The sequence below is a fragment of the Enterobacter cloacae complex sp. 342H5 genome (assembly GCF_050030905.1).
Taxonomy (GTDB): domain Bacteria; phylum Pseudomonadota; class Gammaproteobacteria; order Enterobacterales; family Enterobacteriaceae; genus Enterobacter; species Enterobacter intestinihominis.
In genome coordinates, this window is record NZ_JBLGVB010000001.1 from 1,205,406 (window position 1) to 1,224,480 (window position 19,075).

The 19,075-nt window shown below is 54.6% G+C and carries 18 protein-coding genes and 1 tRNA gene; 13 read left to right on the forward strand and 6 right to left on the reverse strand.

What is annotated here, in order from left to right; genetic code table 11:
- Positions 1-60 precede the first annotated feature (60 nt).
- Together ybcJ and folD are read right to left on the reverse strand one after the other, a co-directional pair.
- Positions 61-273 carry a ribosome-associated protein YbcJ gene (gene ybcJ, locus ACQG03_RS05840; RefSeq protein WP_022647303.1) on the reverse strand — a complete coding sequence of 71 codons (213 nt, stop codon included), beginning with the start codon at positions 271-273 and terminating at the stop codon, positions 61-63.
- Between the two features lie 2 nt (positions 274-275).
- Positions 276-1,142 carry a bifunctional methylenetetrahydrofolate dehydrogenase/methenyltetrahydrofolate cyclohydrolase FolD gene (gene folD / locus ACQG03_RS05845; protein ID WP_063163444.1) on the reverse strand — a complete coding sequence of 289 codons (867 nt, stop codon included), beginning with the start codon at positions 1,140-1,142 and terminating at the stop codon, positions 276-278.
- A gap of 310 nt (positions 1,143-1,452) precedes the next feature.
- Between folD and fimA the strand changes: the two genes are divergently transcribed.
- From fimA to sfmF, 6 genes are all read left to right on the forward strand, one after another.
- A complete protein-coding gene (fimA, locus tag ACQG03_RS05850) occupies positions 1,453-2,016 on the forward strand; it encodes a type 1 fimbrial major subunit FimA (protein ID WP_022647305.1) in 564 nt (187 codons plus the stop codon).
- A 69-nt stretch (positions 2,017-2,085) separates the two neighbouring features.
- Positions 2,086-2,628: a type 1 fimbrial protein subunit FimI gene (gene fimI, locus ACQG03_RS05855; protein ID WP_023305613.1), complete on the forward strand. Its 543-nt coding sequence runs from the start codon at positions 2,086-2,088 to the stop codon at positions 2,626-2,628.
- Between the two features lie 34 nt (positions 2,629-2,662).
- Positions 2,663-3,355 carry a type 1 fimbria chaperone FimC gene (gene fimC, locus ACQG03_RS05860; RefSeq protein ID WP_022647307.1) on the forward strand — a complete coding sequence of 231 codons (693 nt, stop codon included), beginning with the start codon at positions 2,663-2,665 and terminating at the stop codon, positions 3,353-3,355.
- Between the two features lie 14 nt (positions 3,356-3,369).
- Positions 3,370-5,928, forward strand: a complete 2,559-nt coding sequence (locus ACQG03_RS05865; protein WP_063163443.1) for a fimbrial biogenesis usher protein — start codon at positions 3,370-3,372, stop codon at positions 5,926-5,928.
- Positions 5,921-6,928: a type 1 fimbria D-mannose specific adhesin FimH gene (gene fimH, locus ACQG03_RS05870; RefSeq protein WP_022647309.1), complete on the forward strand. Its 1,008-nt coding sequence runs from the start codon at positions 5,921-5,923 to the stop codon at positions 6,926-6,928. Before ACQG03_RS05865 ends, fimH begins: the two co-directional genes overlap by 8 nt.
- Positions 6,929-6,937: 9 nt before the next feature.
- Positions 6,938-7,459 (forward strand): fimbria assembly protein, encoded by a 522-nt coding sequence (sfmF, locus tag ACQG03_RS05875; RefSeq protein ID WP_023299488.1) that lies wholly within the window; start codon positions 6,938-6,940, stop codon positions 7,457-7,459.
- Between the two features lie 50 nt (positions 7,460-7,509).
- Here sfmF and fimZ read toward each other — a convergent pair whose 3' ends face one another.
- The 3 genes from fimZ to ACQG03_RS05890 form a co-directional block, all read right to left on the reverse strand.
- On the reverse strand, positions 7,510-8,142 hold the full coding sequence (fimZ, locus tag ACQG03_RS05880; RefSeq protein ID WP_022647311.1) for a fimbria biosynthesis transcriptional regulator FimZ: 633 nt from the start codon (positions 8,140-8,142) through the stop codon (positions 7,510-7,512).
- Between the two features lie 806 nt (positions 8,143-8,948).
- Positions 8,949-9,665, reverse strand: coding sequence for a response regulator transcription factor (locus ACQG03_RS05885; protein WP_063163442.1), 717 nt, complete (start codon positions 9,663-9,665; stop codon positions 8,949-8,951).
- Positions 9,666-9,689: 24 nt separating this feature from the next.
- Positions 9,690-10,352 (reverse strand): EAL domain-containing protein, encoded by a 663-nt coding sequence (locus tag ACQG03_RS05890; protein WP_032670951.1) that lies wholly within the window; start codon positions 10,350-10,352, stop codon positions 9,690-9,692.
- 303 nt (positions 10,353-10,655) lie between these two features.
- Here ACQG03_RS05890 and ACQG03_RS05895 point away from each other — a divergent pair.
- A tRNA-Arg gene (locus tag ACQG03_RS05895) sits at positions 10,656-10,732 on the forward strand.
- A 129-nt stretch (positions 10,733-10,861) separates the two neighbouring features.
- Here the strand turns inward: ACQG03_RS05895 and ACQG03_RS05900 are convergent.
- Positions 10,862-11,152, reverse strand: a complete 291-nt coding sequence (locus ACQG03_RS05900; protein ID WP_022647314.1) for a hypothetical protein — start codon at positions 11,150-11,152, stop codon at positions 10,862-10,864.
- Between the two features lie 308 nt (positions 11,153-11,460).
- Here ACQG03_RS05900 and ACQG03_RS05905 point away from each other — a divergent pair, with 308 nt between their 5' ends.
- The 6 genes from ACQG03_RS05905 to pheP all read left to right on the forward strand — a co-directional run bounded on the left by ACQG03_RS05905 (position 11,461) and on the right by pheP (position 19,019).
- Positions 11,461-11,889 (forward strand): glycine zipper 2TM domain-containing protein, encoded by a 429-nt coding sequence (locus tag ACQG03_RS05905; protein WP_045621279.1) that lies wholly within the window; start codon positions 11,461-11,463, stop codon positions 11,887-11,889.
- Between the two features lie 10 nt (positions 11,890-11,899).
- Positions 11,900-12,619: a lipopolysaccharide core heptose(II) kinase RfaY gene (locus ACQG03_RS05910; RefSeq protein ID WP_052952367.1), complete on the forward strand. Its 720-nt coding sequence runs from the start codon at positions 11,900-11,902 to the stop codon at positions 12,617-12,619.
- A 149-nt stretch (positions 12,620-12,768) separates the two neighbouring features.
- Positions 12,769-13,044, forward strand: coding sequence for a DUF1471 family periplasmic protein YahO (gene yahO / locus ACQG03_RS05915; protein WP_022647318.1), 276 nt, complete (start codon positions 12,769-12,771; stop codon positions 13,042-13,044).
- 199 nt (positions 13,045-13,243) lie between these two features.
- A complete protein-coding gene (locus ACQG03_RS05920; RefSeq protein ID WP_426726099.1) occupies positions 13,244-15,427 on the forward strand; it encodes a TonB-dependent receptor in 2,184 nt (727 codons plus the stop codon).
- A 127-nt stretch (positions 15,428-15,554) separates the two neighbouring features.
- Positions 15,555-17,528, forward strand: a complete 1,974-nt coding sequence (locus ACQG03_RS05925; RefSeq protein ID WP_063163440.1) for a PhoX family protein — start codon at positions 15,555-15,557, stop codon at positions 17,526-17,528.
- A gap of 102 nt (positions 17,529-17,630) precedes the next feature.
- Positions 17,631-19,019 carry a phenylalanine transporter gene (gene pheP / locus ACQG03_RS05930; RefSeq protein WP_038415572.1) on the forward strand — a complete coding sequence of 463 codons (1,389 nt, stop codon included), beginning with the start codon at positions 17,631-17,633 and terminating at the stop codon, positions 19,017-19,019.
- The last annotated feature ends 56 nt before the right edge of the window (positions 19,020-19,075 follow it).

Genomic DNA, 19,075 nt, shown 5'->3' on the forward strand with positions numbered 1-19,075 from the left:
CCTACAAACGGAGACAGTACGTAGGCCCGGTAAGCGCAGCGCCACCGGGCATCAGACAGCTCAGGCCGTCACGGTCACGCTCTGACCTGCAAAGCTCACGGTCTGGCCCGCGACAATTTTGCAGCGCTTGCGGGTTTCCACCGTGCCGTCTACTTTTACCTGCCCGTCGGCGATGACGATTTTCGCCTGCGCACCGCTTTCGCTCCAGCCTTCCAGCTTCAGCAGATCGCACAGCTCAACGTGCGGATGTTTACCTAAAGAAAAAGTTGCCATGATTACGCGTCCTCTACGTCGTGATACTCCTCGCACGCCTGCAAGGTATTCTGAATCAGTGTTGCTACCGTCATCGGGCCTACGCCGCCCGGGACCGGAGTAATATAGGAGGCTCGGGCTGCGGCATCTTCATACACCACGTCGCCAACCACTTTGCCGTTTTCCAGACGGTTAATACCCACGTCCACGACGATTGCGCCCTCTTTGATCCACTCGCCCGGAATAAAGCCCGGCTTGCCGACCGCAACGATCAGCAGATCGGCGTTTTCGACGTGATGACGCAGGTTTTTGGTGAAGCGGTGGGTGACGGTGGTGGTGCACCCCGCCAGCAGCAGCTCCATGCTCATCGGGCGGCCCACGATGTTGGAGGCGCCAATCACCACAGCGTTCAGGCCATAGGTGTCGATGTTATAACGCTCCAGCAGCGTCACGATGCCGCGCGGGGTGCACGGACGCAGGCGCGGCGCGCGCTGGCACAGGCGGCCCACGTTATACGGATGGAAACCGTCAACGTCTTTGTCCGGCGCGATACGCTCCAGCACCCTCACGTTGTCGATGCCCGCAGGCAGCGGCAGCTGAACCAGAATGCCGTCGATCTCTTTATCGGCATTCAGGGTGTCAATCAGTTCCAGCAGTTCCGCTTCGCTGGTGGTTTCCGGCAGATCGTAAGAGCGGGAGACGAACCCCACCTCTTCACACGCTTTGCGTTTGCTGCCGACATAAATTTGCGAAGCCGGGTTGCTGCCAACCAGCACAACGGCCAGCCCTGGGGCGCGTTTTCCGGCAGCTTTACGCGCCTTCACTTTTTCCGCAACCTCAGAGCGCACCTGCTGCGCAATCGTTTTACCGTCAATAATCTTTGCTGCCATCAGAGAGAAGATTCCGTCTGTAACGTTAGAAAGGGGGGATTACCTGTATTTTGTCAGAAGCGAGCGCCGCTGTCAGTCACCCTTTACGAGATTTCATCGATGGCCCGCAAAATCCCTTCTCAGTGCATGGTCAATTTCTTAGGGGCGATTAGGATGTGACCTGGCAAAATGGCAGCGTTTTGACATATTACAAAATAGATTCCTGAGCTACTTTGTCCTCTCCGAAATAAGCCTTCAATTTTTTAATTGAACGTATTTCTTATTCCCGAATATGCGCGGGAAGGGTTATTTACATTTTAAAGGAATAGACATGAAACTCAGCAACATTGCTTCTACTGTTATTGCAACTCTGGCCCTGGTCGCGGGTGCCGCTCACGCAGAAGATCCAGTAGCACCTGTATCTGTAAACGGTGGTACGGTGCATTTTAAAGGTGAATTAGTGAATGCCGCGTGTTCAGTGAATACTGACTCTTCAGAGCAGACGGTTAATCTCGGCCAGTACCGTACCGCGAAATTCACTAAAGTGGGTGACACCACCTCCAATATTCCCTTCACCATCGAACTGAACGACTGCGATCCTGCGGTAGCGAAAACCGCTGCTGTCGCGTTTACCGGCCAAATCGACGCCACCGACAAAACGCTGCTGGCGGTAAGCTCCGGTAACAACGACAACTCCGCGAAGGGCGTAGGCATTGAGATCCTCGACAGCAAATCCTCCACGCTGACCCCGGACGGTGCAACCTTCTCTGCGGCCCAGAACCTGATTGAAGGGACTAACACCCTGAACTTCACCGCGCGCTATAAAGCCACGGCGGCGACCACCGCGCCAGGCCAGGCAAACGCGGACGCAACATTCGTAATGAAATACGAGTAATGCCTGAGTACAGGGATGTGGCTGGCCTCAGGGAAGAGGTCTTTTGATCGCCTATACCGGGAGCGAAGGATGACAAGGACTGGGATACTGCTGTGTGCCCTTGCGATTGCCTCAGCAGTAAACGCACATACCGTTGTCATAGACGGCGGCAAAGTACACCTCAGGGGAGAGCTGGTTAACGGCGGCTGCGCCGTGGCCCCGGACAGCCAGAATATGCGCGTGGATATGGGGCAATACCGCACAAACGCCTTTTCCGGCGTCGGCAGCTTTTCCACGGTTAATGTGCCTTTCACCGTACGTCTGCTGGATTGCAGCGTGGACGTCTCCCGCACCGTGGGGATCCAGTTCCAGGGAGTGACACCGGCAGAAGACCCGCAGGTTTTCCTGGCGACATCGCGGCCGGGGGAAAATGCGGTCAGCAGTGGTGTCGGACTGGCGCTTTTTGACGAACAGCAACGTCAGATCATCCCGAACGCGACGGCAGTGAGCTGGTTACCCATTAACACCCGCGAGCTGGTATTTCATTTCAGCGCCCGCTACCGGGCTATTTCCGAACACCTTGTACCAGGCACTATTCAGTCGAATGTCTGGTTTACGTTGATTTATCCCTGACGCCTGCGAACTAATTATTAAAGGTACGGTTGTGATGAACACCCTGATTAAACCTGGACTGTTTTTAACTTTTATTTTGATGATGGTTTCTGCCAGCGCGAATGCATCCGGCGGAATTGCGCTGGGCGCGACGCGCGTTATTTATCCGGCCGATGCAAAACAAACGTCGCTGGCGATCACCAACAGCAATAAACAAGAGCGCTATTTAATTAACGCGTGGATAGAAAATGCCAACGGGCAAAAGGAAAAAACCTTTGCCGTCACGCCGCCGCTGTTTGTCAGCGAGCCGGCCAGCGAAAACACCCTGCGCATTATCTACGCAGGCCCGGCGCTGCCTGCCGATCGCGAATCACTCTTTTACATGAACGTCAAAGCGATTCCCTCCGTCAGCAAAAAACATCAGGACGGCAACAACGTCCTGCAACTGGCCATTCTGTCACGCATCAAGCTGTTTGTTCGCCCGGCTAACCTGGCGATGCCGCCGGAAGAGGCGCTCTCACAGCTGCGTTTTGAGCGCGTCGGCAACCATCTTAAGGTGAGCAATGCCTCGCCGTATTACGTCACGCTGGTCAATCTGAAGCTCGGCGGTCAGACGCTGGAGAACCTGATGGTTGCTCCGAAAAGCTCGGCGCAGCAGGTGCTGCCTGCCGCAGCGAGCGGCACGCTCTCCTGGCAGAGTGTGAATGACTACGGTGCCATTACGCCGGCGCGTAGCGTCAGCCTGTGAGCAGAGACAGGGCGATGAACACTCAATGGCGTTACTGCCCGGTTGCGCTGGCACTGATGGCAACGCTCTGGCCACACGCTGGCTGGGGTGAAAGCTACTTTAACCCGGCGTTTCTCTCCGATGACGCGGCGAACGTGGCGGATTTGTCGCGTTTTGAGAAAGGCCACCAGCAGGCACCGGGCGTCTATCGCGTCGATATCTGGCGTAACGATGAGTTTATCGGCACCCAGGACGTGCGGTTTGAGCAAGCCGACAACACGCCGCCGGTCGCGGGCGGTTTGTCGCCGTGCATTACGCGCGCGATGCTCGATCGCTTTGGCGTCAATATCGCCGCCTTCCCGGAACTGAGCAACGTGCAGGGCGAGACCTGCGTTCCGCTCACCACGGCTATTCCGGGCAGCGAAACGGCGTTCAACTTCGCCTCCTTGCGCCTTAACGTCAGTCTGCCTCAGGTGGCGATGCAAAACAGCGCCCGCGGGTATATTCCGCCTGAACAGTGGGATGAAGGCATCCCCGCCGCGCTGCTGAACTACAGCTTCACCGGCAACCGGGGCAGCGACGACGACAGCTACTATCTGAACCTGCAAAGCGGGTTGAACTATGGCGCCTGGCGATTACGCAATAACGGCGCGTGGCGTTATACCGAAAGCAACGGCCAGCGGCACAGCAGCTGGCAAAATATTGGCACCTGGGCGCAGCGTACGGTCATTCCGCTAAAAAGCGAGCTGGTGCTCGGCGACAGCAACACCGGTAACGATGTCTTCGACAGCGTCGGTTTTCGCGGTGGTCGGCTCTATTCGTCCGACAGCATGTATCCGGACAGCCTGCAAGGCTACGCGCCTACCGTACGCGGAATCGCCCGCACCCCTGCCAAAGTGGTGATCCGCCAGAACGGATACGTGATTTACCAAAGCTATGTGCAGCCGGGGGCTTTTGCGATAACTGACCTTAACCCGACCTCCTCAAGCGGTGACCTGGAGGTGACGGTGGAAGAGAAGGACGGCAGCCAGCAGCGCTACACCGTCCCGTATTCCACCGTTCCGTTGCTTCAGCGTGAAGGACGCTGGAAATACGATCTGGTGGCAGGGGACTATCGCAGCGGCAACAGCGAGCAGGACACGCCGTTCTTTACTCAGGGTACGATGATTGCGGGTCTTGCCGACGGCTACACGCTGTACGGCGGAACGCAGCTGGCCTCGCGCTATACCGCCATCGCCATTGGCGCGGGAAAAAACCTCGGTGACTGGGGGGCGGTGTCACTTGACATCACCCATGCCCGCAGCCAGCTTGCCGATGACAGCCGCCATGAAGGGCAGTCTCTGCGGTTCCTGTACGCAAAATCCCTTAACGGATTCGGCACCAACTTCCAGCTGCTGGGCTATCGCTACTCGACCAAAGGCTTCTACACCCTCGACGATGTGGCCTGGCGCACAATGGAAGGCTACCAGTATGGCGACGATCAGGACGATGACGGCGTGCCGGACGTGCAGAGCTATCACAACCTGACGCTGAATAAAAAAGGACGTTTCCAGCTCAATATCTCCCAGTCTCTTGGCGATTACGGCTCGGTGTACGTCTCTGGCAGCCAGCAGAGTTACTGGGGTACCAGCGAGTCCAACGTCTGGTATCAGCTCGGCTACGCCGGCGGGGTGAACGGGATCAGCTACGCCTTATCCTGGTCATGGAACAAGGCCGTCGGCATTGAAGGAACTGACCGGATCGCCTCGTTTAACGTCTCCGTCCCGTTCAGCCTGTTCACCCGTCACGGCTACCGTCGCGATAACGCGATCGACCGGGCCTATGCCACGGCCTCAGCCAGCCGCAACAGCGACGGTGATACCAGCTGGCAGACCGGGATCAGCGGAACGCTGCTCCAGGATCGTAACCTGAACTACAGCGTCACGCAGGGTCACACCAGCAATAACGGTGCCAGCGGCAGCGCCAGCGCCAACTGGCAGGCAACGTACGGTACGCTGGGTGTGGGCTACAACTACACGCGGGATCAGCACGACCTCAACTGGCAGCTCTCCGGCGGCGTGGTAGGGCATTCAGACGGCATCACATTCAGTCAGCCGCTGGGCGATACCAACGTCTTGATCAAAGCGCCGGGCGCGTCAGGCGTGAGCGTCGAAAACCAGACCGGCGTCAAAACAGACTGGCGTGGCTATGCGGTGATGCCGTACGCCACGGTGTACCGTTACAACCGCGTGGCGCTCGACACTAACACCATGAGCAACAACACCGACATTGAAAATAACGTTTCCAGCGTCGTGCCGACGAACGGTGCGCTGGTGCGCGCCAGTTTTGACACCCGCATCGGCGTGCGTGCGTTGCTCACCGTGAAGCGTGATAACCAGCCTGTGCCGTTTGGGGCGGTGGTGCGTGAGACGCAGAGCGGCGTAACCAGCATGGTGGGCGATGACGGGCAGATTTACCTGAGCGGGCTGCCGCTGAGCGGGGAACTGCTGATTCAGTGGGGAGACGGGAAGCAGTCCCAGTGTCGTGCGCCCTACAGCCTGCCAGAACAGAGCCTGCAACAGGCGATCACACTTAAGGGGATCCGCTGTGAATAAAATCCATTATCTGGGGCTATCCCTTCTGGCATTTTTGCCGCTATCTGAGGCGTTCGCCACCGTCTGCGTCAATGAAAATGGCGTGCCGACGGAGGTGTATTACGACCTGACGGATAAATTCAACAGCTCCAATAACCAGGTGGGGCAGATTGTTACACTCAGCGAGAAGTCCCAGTGGGTGGGCGTCAACGCCGTCTGCCCTAAGGGAACGTCCGGGAACACCACCAAGCGTAGCTATGTGACCGAATTCCCGGTCACAGGCACCAGCGATGGCTACCAGTATCTGAAGCTAAACGACTATCTGGACGGGGCGATGAAAATCACCGACAGCTACGCTGGCACGTTCTATCCACCCAGAAAGTACATTCAGATGGGGAGCCATCCGAACGTGTCTAAAAACAAACCGTTTGGTGTACAGGATTCCAGCCTCGTCTTTCGGCTTAAGGTGACCCGACGCTTTATCAATATGGTGGTGATCCCCCGGGCAATCATGTTCCGGGTTTACGTCACCACGACCTCCACGGATCCGCTCACCACGCCGGTTTATACCATCAGCTACAGCGGGACCATTCAGGTGCCTCAGAGCTGTGAGATTAATGCCGGAAATGTGGTGGAGTTCGATTTCGGAGACATCGGCGCCTCTCTGTTCAGTAAAGCGGGCATCGGAAATAAGCCGGAAGGGATCTCAGCGCAAAGCAAAACCATCGGCATAAAATGCACCAACGTCGAGGCGAACGCCATGCTCACAATGCGTGTTGAAGCGGAGAAGGTTTCAGGCAGTACGCTGGTCTCTGATAACGCGGATGTGGGTTTTGTGATTGCCAACAGTAATGGCGTGCCGCTGACGCCGAACAACCTGACCAGCAAAATCCCGTTCCGTCTGGACGATAGCGCACAGGCACAGGTGGGGATCCGCGCGTGGCCCGTCAGCGTGACCGGTAAAAAACCTGCCGAGGGGCGTTTTACCTCTCGCGGCTATTTACGCGTCGACTATGACTAAGGAGCAGGTATGCGAAACGGAATGCGGTATTTAGCCGTCGCGCTCTTTGCGCTTTGCTCCCCTGCGCACGCAGAGACGGCGCTTGGGGAAATTAACATTCAGCTCTATGGCAATATCGTGGATTTTACCTGCGTGGCGGAGGGGGACGACAGCAATAAAACCGTCACGCTCGGCACCTGGCCCACGAAACAGCTCCGCACAACGGGAAGCCGGACGCAGCCTGTACCGTTCACCCTGAAGCTGACCGGATGCCCGCCGGGGGCGGCTTCGATCACATTTACGGGGAAGATGGACGGGCATGATAACAGCCTGCTGGCGCTGAATGATGCCAGCGCGGCCAGTAACGTGGCCGTGGAGATCCTCGACCGGGATAAAACGCGCCTCGCTTTGCAGCAGGCCAGCCAGACGGTGTCGGTGGATGCGCAGGGAAATGCCGAACTGTCGTTTTATGCCAATTATATCGCCACGGCGGATAACCCGCAGCCGGGCCGGGCTGATGCCGATGCAACTTTCATGATTAATTATAATTAATCGTATCCCCTCTCCCTGTAACGGTTATATGTTGCAGGGAGAGGGAAGGATTACAGTAATTCGTGCGCTTTCGCGTAATCAATTAATTCAACGATACTTTGTACGCCCAGCTTGGAAAAGATATTAGACTTATGGGCGCTAATTGTTTTGTTGCTAAGTAATAATTGATCCGCAATCTCCTTATTAGATAATCCGTTCGCCAGATATCGCAGAACCGTCACTTCACGATTCGATAATGGCATATCCACAGCGGCGCCTGTCCGGGAGCCTATATGGTTTATAAAACTCAATGTTTCTGACGGGAAAAAAGAATAGCCCGTCAGTATCATTTCCACCGCGTTATAAATTTCCCCCAGATCTTTCCGCTTACTGACAAAACCATTTGCCCCGGCGCGGATGGCGCGCCCTGCGTAGAAGGCTTCAGATTTCGAAGAGAGGAAGAGAATCTTAATATCTTTATTTAAGTTTCTGATTCTTTTCAATAATACGAAGCCATCCGTGCCTGTCATTTCGATATCGAGAATGACCAGGTCGATGGGGTGGTTACGTATACAGTCAAGCACTTCGTGGCTGTCGCCTGACTTCAGTTTGACCTGGATGTTTTTATTTTTCTGTAGCAGGACTTCTATCGACATTCTGACGATAGGGTGTTCGTCCATAATGATAACGGATGCCGGTTTCATTTTTTATGCCTCAGATTGTTAAAAGCGTTATGCTGAGTTTTGTTAAAACTCTCGAAAAGCCGGAAGGATAATTACGCAGATCCTTGTACGGTAGATCCCTGGGAAGAGCGAAAGCATCCTTGTTTACGTAGTGGTGATATCAATGCCTGAGCGCAGTTATCTCATAAGGCTGTTATGGCAAAATGATTTTTCTTATTCGCGTGTCAAACACGTCTTATTATACCGTTTAAGTATTGTCCGAAAAGCCTGTAAATTAATGTCCATATATTGATGATTATTATCTTCTGTATCTGAATCGCTAACTTTTTAAAATTAGCAAAAATGTCCTGATATTGCATTTACCACACAGTTTCATCTTTATGTAATAACAAAAAATAAACGATCTTACTGTATGTTGATCAAATGTTAACAATACGCAGGTCGTGACAAAGTGTTTTCCGCCTGTCCGCTACCTCTGATGTCCGCTCTTTAGCGCGTCATCGCCTCATATTTAACACCTCAGGCCAGGAGGATGATCCCTTCGTCAAAACAGCACTATCTGCTGTTTTCTTCACCTCTCATCGCTTTTATTCACAGATAAATCGCTTGTTTTTACACCATTATCATCCTGTTAACGGAAACGTCAGAAACTTAACGCATGGATAATATGACTCTCGTTTAGCGTACAGGCAGCATTTCGCATGGTTTAAGATGAAGAATTAGGAATAGTTATAAAATCGAAAGTTTTGTTAAAAAACACAAAAAATTAACATATATCCTAAGTATTTTCTTAAAGGTCTTTAGGAATTAAGGGGTTACTGAATACGTTAATACGTGAAATCTGAAAGGTTGTTGAGAAGATGTAGCAACTCATGACGATGATTCAGCCCAAGTTTCGCCAGGATGCAGCTGAGACGGTAAATAATGCGGCTATAGGGGCGGTTCTGTAACTGAGCAATCTGTCGCAGGGTGCTACCCTGCGATAGCGCCTGCAGGATCGGCCATTCATCACGTGAAAACCACTCTTTCCGGTGGCCGGCGGGTGACGGCGCTTCCAGCAAGGTTTGTTGCAAAGCCTGCGGCGTAAGTTGCCGTTCAATCACATGAAAAGGGCCAGCCGCTTTGCAAAACAGGCGTGTATCGTAATCATCGGCGCGGATGAGCAGGTAGGGTGTCAGGTAGGGGGCGAACAGGCTGTGGCGTCGTAATCGGTCCAGCAGGTCAATAAGCGGCGAGGCGCGGCTCTCTACATCTACCACCAGACGTGATGAAGGCCACTGATTCAGATCGCTGAGGGCGGCTTCCAGGGTGGAATAGTCACAGCAATTGCTCAGGGGAGAGTGCCCGCTCAGAAAACCGGAACGGAAAAAGTTATCCTGTGTGACCAGAACGATAAAGGGAGCATCGGTTTTGCGGGTCTGGTTGATTGACTGGCTCAAATATTCGAGACGATCAAAAAATGGGAGAGCAAAAGGCGAGTGCGTTGAACCCGGTGAATCACTTCCTGTCCGACGACGCCGGTAACGGCGTACTGTCATTCGCATAGCTTCCCTCTTGGCGATGACCGTTCAGTCCTCCTGCCATCTCCAGGATGGCCAATAATATCCCTGACCGAAGCGCGCGCCAGCCTGAAGCGCAAACTTACGGTCCGTTTCTGTTTCAATGCCTTCTATGAGTACATTTTCAGCAATTTTTGAACAAAGCGTGACCAGGTTTGCCAGCGCTGGCGTTGCACGTAAACGCCAGAAAGCGATCTTATCGATTTTTATTCCGCTTAACGGCATGCGGCAGGACAAAAACGCGCGCCCTGACGCTTCATCAATGTCATCCAACCAGATCCGATGTCCTTGCGCCGTCAACTGCTGAAGCGCACAACTCACCCTCAGACGTGCCGGGTCTGAGAGAGAAAAGAAGGAAGCAGGCTCCACGAGTTCAATGTTCAGCGGTGGGCTGTTAAGTTGCAGTAAACGCTGGAACATTTCCGGTATGGTCAGAACGGTTATCGGCAAATTTATGAAAAGGTTGTCGCAGGGAAAGGGTTTTTTTAACGCAGCGATCTGTGCTTCCAGCAGCATAAGCGCCCGAGCAGCGGACCAGTCGTGAAAAAAGCCTTCGCTTTGTTGATGCGGTGACAGCACGCTGAGCACTTCAGCCCCTACCGTGCGCGAAGAGGAGAGGGCGACAATGGGTTCAAGCTTGATGCCTGTAATGTCGTGTGAGATGTGCTGCACGCACGAGGGGAAACCTGTCTGGTCTGACGCTGTCACTCCGTCGTCCTGTTCATTTCCAGCCTCCAGGCGGCCGGGATACCGCAGGACAGTGTGAAGGGGAAGTAAACAGGAAAACAGCAGGCGTTACTTAAAAGCGGCTAAGCCTTTTCGCAGCCCGTAAAAGAGGGATAAATGTTGAAAAAACAGCCGTATTTACAATCAGCTAGTCATTAACGGCAGAGAAGGTGGAAAAGGCATTGACTCACTACGCATTGACCGTATAATTCCAGGCGTTTCACCACCGCGAAGTACACTCTTCTCCGTGCGCCCTTAGCTCAGTTGGATAGAGCAACGGCCTTCTAAGCCGTAGGTCGTAGGTTCGAATCCTACAGGGCGTGCCATTAACCCTCCGGCACTCAGCCGTTCCTGACCAGCCTGAATCGTGTTTTCATTACCTTTAATAACTGGCCTTCCAGGGTCATACGACACATTGACTTTTCCCCCAGCTTACTTGCCGGGGGAGAGCGCCATTAGTGCCCTGTAACGGCCGCGGCGGCGACCGGATGGTCAGCGTTAGCGACCACGGTCGCGCGGGCGACGGGATGATAACTACCGTCTGTTGCAGCTGCGACGGCGACAGGGTGATCGGCAGATACCACCGCCGTGGTGCGGGCGACAGGATGGTTACCTTCACCGGTGGCCGCCGCAACGGCAACAGGATGATCGGCGGAGGCGACGGCAGTCGCACGGGCTACCGGATGATTTGCAAATGCAGAAAATGATGCCGCAGTGAAAGCCAGAGCGAGAATGACTTTTTTCATAATATAACTCCTGATGTTTTCCCTGTATGGACAGGGACCATTATTTTAATAACGATGATTGGTAATTATTGAGAATTGTGCAATGGATATTGCTTCGTCTGAATCAAATACTCTGACAATGTATCTGGAAAACACGTTATTGATAATTGAAGTCAATATACCTTTCCAGTTTTAAATTGTTTATTTTTAAATTTATGGTCGTTTTGTGTAAAAATAAATTATTTGCCTGGTAAAGCATATTTAGCTAAAGGAGATGATTTTTCGCCGGGCAGAATAGTGTCACCTTCAATGAATAATAAAGGCTTAAAATGAAAAAATATTTACTCATCGCGTTGAGCTTTCTGGCTATAACCAGTCCGGCGAGTTACGCTGGCATCCGATCGCTGGTGGAGGATGGCACGGTTCTGCAGAGCCAAATTATTACGCATACCCGAGAAGGGTATCATCCGCTGCGTACCCTAACCGCGGGCACGATTGGTGGCGTAGTGGGTCACCAGTTCGGTAACGGCAAAGGGAAAACCGCCATGACGGTGGCCGGTGCAACAGCCGGGGCGGCGGCTTCTCATAACCGGCAGTCTTACGAATTGGCAGCACAGGAAGTGAAGTTACTTATCAAGACTCAATCCGGGCAGACTATTCAGGTGGTGCAGCACAATAATGGTTTGACATTTAACCCTGGCGACAAAGTTCGTATCATCACAACGGGTTCTAATACCACCGTGGAAAAATCATACTAAGCACATTATTATGATTACAAAAATGAAATACCGTGGTTTTCACGTCTGTTATAAAAATAACGATACACGATACCTGGAAATACTGGGCGATATATTGTCCTGTAATGTAAAACGACTCAGCGTTCAGATGGTATTTAAAAGCCTTCCGCATACCCACGTCTCTTTACTGAATACCCCCTACGGACAGTTTGTATTAAAGATTTACTCCCCCAGGAAAAAAAGGATAGAAAAATTTTTCAAATCGTTTTTTACGCCCAACCCCAACGAAAATTTGATTGAGCGGATCGACTATGCCGGCAGGCAAGGTCATACCTTCCCGAATGATTTTTATCTCCTGGCTGAACGCCGGATTTTCAGATTCGCAAAAATCTCGCTCATGTTGTTTGAGTATGTCCCCGGTCCGGAGTTACGCGTTCTTCCCGCGATCACGCCGGACATAAAGCGTGAAATCCGACACAGTATGCAGACAATGCACAATCTGAAAATCATTTCCGGGGATGCGCACGGCGGGAACTTCATCCTGAGTGAAAAAGGAATAAGGATCATCGATCTGTCCGGAAAGCGTTGTAACGCGAAAAGGATTGTTGAAGACAACGTGACGGCCAGCCTGCGCATTGGTATTCCCATTGAATCCCACCGGCGTTGGGAAAAACGCCTGATCGCAAAAAAAATCAGACGACACCATAAAATCGTCCAGAGGAAGTATCTGGCGCGTTCAAATACCGCTTAAACCCTTTATTCATGCAGGACAACAGCCTGTTATAAAAGAATTTTCCCTGGTATATGGCATTTTCGCCAATCCTCTACCATGCTCATTACACCTCACCGTTTCGCGTGGGGGCTTTTCGTAGTTGCTCATTAATCTTAAGGAAAAAGTTTATGAAAAAAACGACTGCTATTTTGTTGGGCACCGCGTTTCTGTTTACCACCAACGCCTTTGCGGCTGAAATGATGACAAAAAACGAATTCGAAAAAGTTGAGTCTCAGTACGAAAAAATCGGTACCGTGAGCACGGCTAACGAAGTCTCTGTCGACGATGCGAAAAAAGAGCTGGTCGAAAAGGCCGATAAAGAAGGTGCTGATGTGCTGGTGCTGACTTCCGGTAATACAAACAACAAAATTCACGGCACCGCCGATATTTACAAGAAAAAATAACGCTTTAGCAACCACCCCTTTCTGGGGTGGTTGTGCGCCGTACTTCTCCCCCACATCGTTTTTAACCTCTTCTCGCGCAGTGCTCCTCGTTGACGCTTGATTACGTATACATAATGCGTATAGTTCTCATTTGCATTTCATTTGATAAATACTAAGGCCCGACAACGGACCATTTTTGCGCGCACGTTAAGAGCTCATTATGAACAACACCACAATGCACAAAACGCTGCTGGCGATTGCCATCGGCGCGGTTACACACTCCGCCTTTGCGGCGGAAGAGAAAAAAGAGGACACCATCGTGGTCCAGTCCACGGCGGGGAGTGATTTCAAACCCGGCGGTGACCAACTGCTTCCGGCCTTCCTCGACGGCCAGGTGGCTAACGGCGGACGTATGGGGATGCTCGGGCAGCAGAACGCCATGGACGTGCCGTTCAACATCATTAGCTACACCTCGAAGCTGGTGGAAGATCAGCAGGCGAAAACCATTGCTGACGTGGTCGCTAACGACGCGGGCGTGCAGTTCGTTCAGGGGTACGGCAACAGCGCGGAAACCTTCCGTATCCGCGGCCTGAAGTTTGACGGCGACGATATGACCTTTGGCGGATTGTCCGGCGTACTGCCGCGTCAGGTGGTGGATGCCCAGATGGTTGACCGCATCGAGATCTTCAAAGGGGCCAACTGCCTGATGAACGGCGCGGCCAGCTCGGGCGTGGGCGGGATGATCAACCTTGAGCCAAAACACGCGGGCGACATCCCGCAGGCGAAAGTGGGCGTCGACTACACCTCGGATTCCCAGATTGGCACCACGCTGGATGCGGGGCGTCGCTTTGGCGATAACGACCAGTTCGGCGCGCGGGTGAACCTTGTGCATCGTGAAGGCGAAACCGGCGTGCCGAACGACCGCCGCCGCACCACGCTGCTCTCCACCGGTCTGGATTACAAAGGTGACCGTTTCCGCACCTCGCTGGACCTGGGCTATCAGAAAAAAACCTTCCACGGCAGCCCGACCAGCGTCAACATCTCGGCGGTGGACTTCGTGCCTGAACCACCGAAGAACGATCGCAACTTCTCGCAGAAGTGGGCCTACAGCGATATCGAAAACGAATTCGGCATGTGGCGCAGCGAGTACGACATCACCGATAGCTGGACGGCCTATACCGGCCTCGGCGCACAGCACGCGCATGAAGAGGGGATCTACAGCGCGCCGAAGCTCCTCGATAAGAGCGGTAATGCGACGGTCAGCCGCCTTGATACCAACCGCATCAGCGATTCCGTCAGCGGCATGGCGGGTATTCGCGGTAACTTCACTACCGGCTTCGTCTCGCATAAGGTGAACGTCGGGTATTCGGCGATGACCAAAAACGAAAAAATCGCGTGGAAGATGTCGGCCGCGGCGGATAACCCGACCACCAATATCTACCACAACACCGGCGTGGCTATGCCGGACAGCAGCAACTTCAGCGGCTCAGGCGGCAAATACAGCGATCCGCTGACCAGCGGGCGCACCCGCACGCAGGGCTGGCTGCTGAGCGATACCCTGGGCGTGCTGGATGACAAGCTGCTGTTCACCGCAGGCGCACGTCATCAGAAGGTAGTGATCCGCGGGTACAACAAAATCACCGGCGCGGAAAACGACGCGGACGGTTTCGACGGCAGCCGCTGGATGCCAACCTACGGCGTGGTCTATAAACCGTGGGAGGAAATTTCCCTCTACGCCAACCACACCGAGGCGTTACAGCCCGGTGAAACTGCGCCGAACACTGCTACTAACTACGGCCAGAGCACCGGTATCGTGCACTCTAAGCAGAACGAAGTGGGCGTAAAGGCGGACTTTGGCCGCGTGGGCGGCTCCCTGGCGCTGTTTGAGATCAAAATGCCGTCGGCGATCCTTGACGACAGCGGTCACTACGGCCTGGATGCAGAACAACGTAACCGCGGCGTGGAGCTGAACGTCTTCGGCGAGCCAATGCTTGGGATGCGTCTGAATGCCAGCGCCACCTGGTTGCAGGCCGAGCTGACCAAAACTAAAAACGGCGTGAACCAGGGGAACGACGCGATCGGTATTCCGAACTTCTACGCCGTGCTGGGCGCAGAATACGATATCAAGCCGATTGAGGGCCTGACGGCGACCGCGCGCGTTAACCACTCCGGCACGCAGTATGCTGACCTGGCGAACACCAAAAAGCTGGACAGCTACACCACGCTGGATCTGGGTATGCGCTATCGCTTCGCGGTGAACCACAATGAAAACCAGATGACCGTGCGCGCAGGCATCGACAACGTGACCAATGAGAACTACTGGTCAAGCGTGGATGATTCCGGTACTTACATCACTCAGGGCGAGCCGCGTACCTTTAAGGTCTCGGTTGGCTACGAGTTCTAAGCGTTCCACCTCGTTATCTGGGGCAGGGACGCCCCAATCCCTTCGTTGTCGTGTTATAAAATTGTAATAAAAGCTTCTTACACTGGTCGCCACATCCTTACCTCTTGGCCAATGACAGGAAGCCGCTATGGGCAGACCCCTCAAATCCGTATTTAAAAAAGAACATCGCGACGATATCAGTAACCGCAGCGCTAACCCGGTATTCTCCGAGGTGGCAGAGGTGTTCCTCTCCCGCCGCCGTTTTCTCCAGATGGGGGCCGTAGCGGGGGCCGCCGTATCATTCCCGTATCTGATCACACCCGAGAATGCGATTGCCGCGGTCTCAAAACCGTCCGCGCTGGCAAAAGCGGTTTCCCTGGGCTTTACCAGCATCGACGTCTCCACGGAAGATACGGTCAGGGTGCCGGAAGGTTATATTGCCCGCCCGTTCTATCGCTGGGGCGATCCGACAGGCATCAAAAACAACATGCCGGCGTTTAAACCGGACGCCAGCAATACCACAGACGAGCAGGCCGTGCAGGCGGGCATGCACCACGACGGCATGGCGTGGTTTAGCCTGCCGCAGGGGGGGCAAAGCCCGGAGCATGGCCTGCTGGCGCTGAACCATGAATACATCGACAACGGAATGCTGTTTACGGACGGTACGGCGAACTGGAGCCTCGACAAAGCCCGCAAGGGGCAGAACGCGATGGGCGTGTCGGTGGTGGAAGTGAAAAAAACGGGCAGCGGCTGGGAGGTGGTGCGTCCGTCTTCGTTCGCCCGCCGTATTACCGTCAATACGCCGATGCAGCTTACCGGCCCGGCGCGGCATCAGGACTTAATGAAAACCGCCGCCGATCCGCAGGGGGAACGCGTTCTGGGCACCATGCAGAACTGCGCCAACGGCCACACGCCGTGGGGGACCTATCTCACCTGCGAGGAGAACTGGTCGGACATATTTGTGAAAAAAGCCGATCTCAACCCGCTGGAAAAACGCTACGGCATTAGCGACAGCGATGAATCGTACCGCTGGAACGAGGTGGATGAGCGGTTCAGCGTCGATAAAACCCCTAACGAACCCAACCGTTTTGGCTGGGTCGTGGAAATCGATCCCTACAACCCGACCTCCACCCCGCGCAAGCACACCGCGCTGGGCCGCTTCAAGCATGAGGGGGCAGCCGTCACGCTCGCCGCCGATAATCGCGTGGTGGTTTATATGGGTGACGACCAAAAGTTTGAGTACATCTATAAATTTGTTTCGGATAAAAAATACGATCCCGCGAACCGCGAAGCCAATATGCAGCTGCTGACGTCCGGCACGCTGTACGTCGCCAGGTTCAACCAGGACGGAAGCGGCGACTGGCTGCCGCTGATCTTCGGGCAAAATGGCCTGGATAAAAGCAACGGGTTTGAAAGCCAGGGCGATCTGCTGATCAAAACCCGCCTGGCGGCCGACGCGGTGGGGGCAACGAAAATGGATCGTCCCGAGTGGATTGCCGTCGATCCGCACGCCAGCGGCAGCGTCTACTGTACGCTCACCAACAACAGCGATCGCGGGAAAGAGGGCAAGGCACCGGTCGATGCTGCTAACCCGCGCGCCAACAACGTGTACGGGCATATTATGCACTGGCTCGAAGAGGGGGCCGATCCTGCCGCCTCACGCTTTAAGTGGGATATTCTGGTCATGGCCGGGCGCACCGACGGCGACGATCCGAAGGCCAAAGGCTCGATGCAGGGCGCGGAATTTGGCAGCCCGGACGGCCTGTCGTTTGACCACCAGGGCGTCCTGTGGATCCAGACCGATGTCTCCTCCAGCACCATCAATAAGAAAGCGTACGAGGGGATGGGCAATAACCAGATGGTGGCTACCATTCCAGGCACCAACGAGTATCGCCGATTCCTGACCGGGCCGCGCGGGTGCGAAATCACCGGCATTGCATTTACGCCAGACAACCGGACGCTGTTTATCAACATTCAGCATCCGGGGGAGGGCGGGGATGATATTACCGACCCGGCCAACCCTCGCGCTGTTTCCAGCTGGCCAGACGCGAGCCCGAACGGGCGTCCGCGATCGTCAACGGTGGTGATCGTCAAAGCAGACGGCGGGATCATCGGGTCGTGACGTTTATCAGCCGGGCGCATGCGCTGGCCCGGCGTTAAGCTTGCTACCACCAGCATGAAGTGTTAAAACGTGCCCCTTCTAAAAAAGAGACAGGGGTAGGGCGTGAAAGACGCGTCATCCGCTTCAGGCCATGGTAGCGCTGAAGCTTCGTCGGATCAGAGTCCGACGCTGCAACGTGGTTTGCAAAATCGACATATTCAGTTAATTGCCCTTGGCGGCGCGATCGGTACCGGGCTGTTTCTCGGCATCGGCCCCGCCATTCAAATGGCTGGCCCGGCGGTTCTGCTGGGTTACGCTCTCGCGGGGATTATCGCCTTCCTGATCATGCGCCAGCTCGGCGAGATGGTTGTTGAAGAGCCGGTGTCCGGCTCCTTCGCGCATTTTGCCTATAAATACTGGGGTCCGTTCGCAGGCTTCCTCTCCGGCTGGAACTACTGGGTGATGTTTGTGCTGGTGGGCATGGCGGAGCTGACCGCCGCAGGCATCTATATGCAGTACTGGCTGCCGGATGTCCCGACGTGGATCTGGGCGGCGGCCTTCTTCATCATCATTAACGCCGTTAACCTTGTGAACGTGCGCCTGTATGGTGAGACCGAGTTCTGGTTTGCGCTGATCAAGGTGCTGGCGATTATCGGCATGATCGGCTTTGGCCTGTGGCTGCTGTTCTCCGGCCACGGCGGCGAGCGTGCATCGATCGACAACCTGTGGCAGCACGGCGGCTTCCTGGCGACAGGCTGGAAAGGGCTGATCCTCTCGCTGGCGGTCATTATGTTCTCCTTTGGCGGTCTGGAGCTGATTGGCATCACCGCTGCTGAAGCGCGCGATCCGCACAAAAGCATTCCGAAAGCGGTCAACCAGGTAGTGTACCGTATCCTGCTGTTCTATATCGGCTCGCTGGTGGTGCTGCTGGCGCTCTATCCGTGGGTGGAAGTAAAATCTGACAGCAGCCCGTTCGTGATGATCTTCCATGACCTGAACAGCAACGTGGTGGCTTCCGCGCTGAACTTCGTCATTCTGGTGGCGTCTTTGTCGGTGTACAACAGCGGGGTTTACTCCAACAGCCGCATGCTGTTTGGCCTCTCCGTACAGGGCAACGCGCCGAAGTTCCTTACCCGCGTCAGCCGTCGCGGCGTGCCGATCAATTCGCTGTTCCTTTCCGGCGCTATCACCTCGCTGGTGGTGCTGATCAACTATCTGCTGCCGAAAGAGGCGTTTGGCCTGCTGATGGCGCTGGTTGTCGCCACGCTGCTGCTGAACTGGATCATGATCTGCCTGGCGCACCTGCGCTTTCGCGCCGCGATGCGCCGCAAGGGGCGCGAGACGCAGTTCAAGGCGCTGCTCTATCCGGCGGGGAACTACATCTGTATCGCCTTCCTCGGCCTGATTCTGGTGCTGATGTGCACCATGGATGAGATGCGCCTGTCAGCGATGCTGCTGCCGGTGTGGGTGGTGTTCCTGTTTATCGCGTTTAAGCTTTCACGCAAAAAGTAGCGCGGTTTTCTCCCTCTCCTTGTGGGAGAGGGCCGGGGTGAGGGCACCAGACCGCA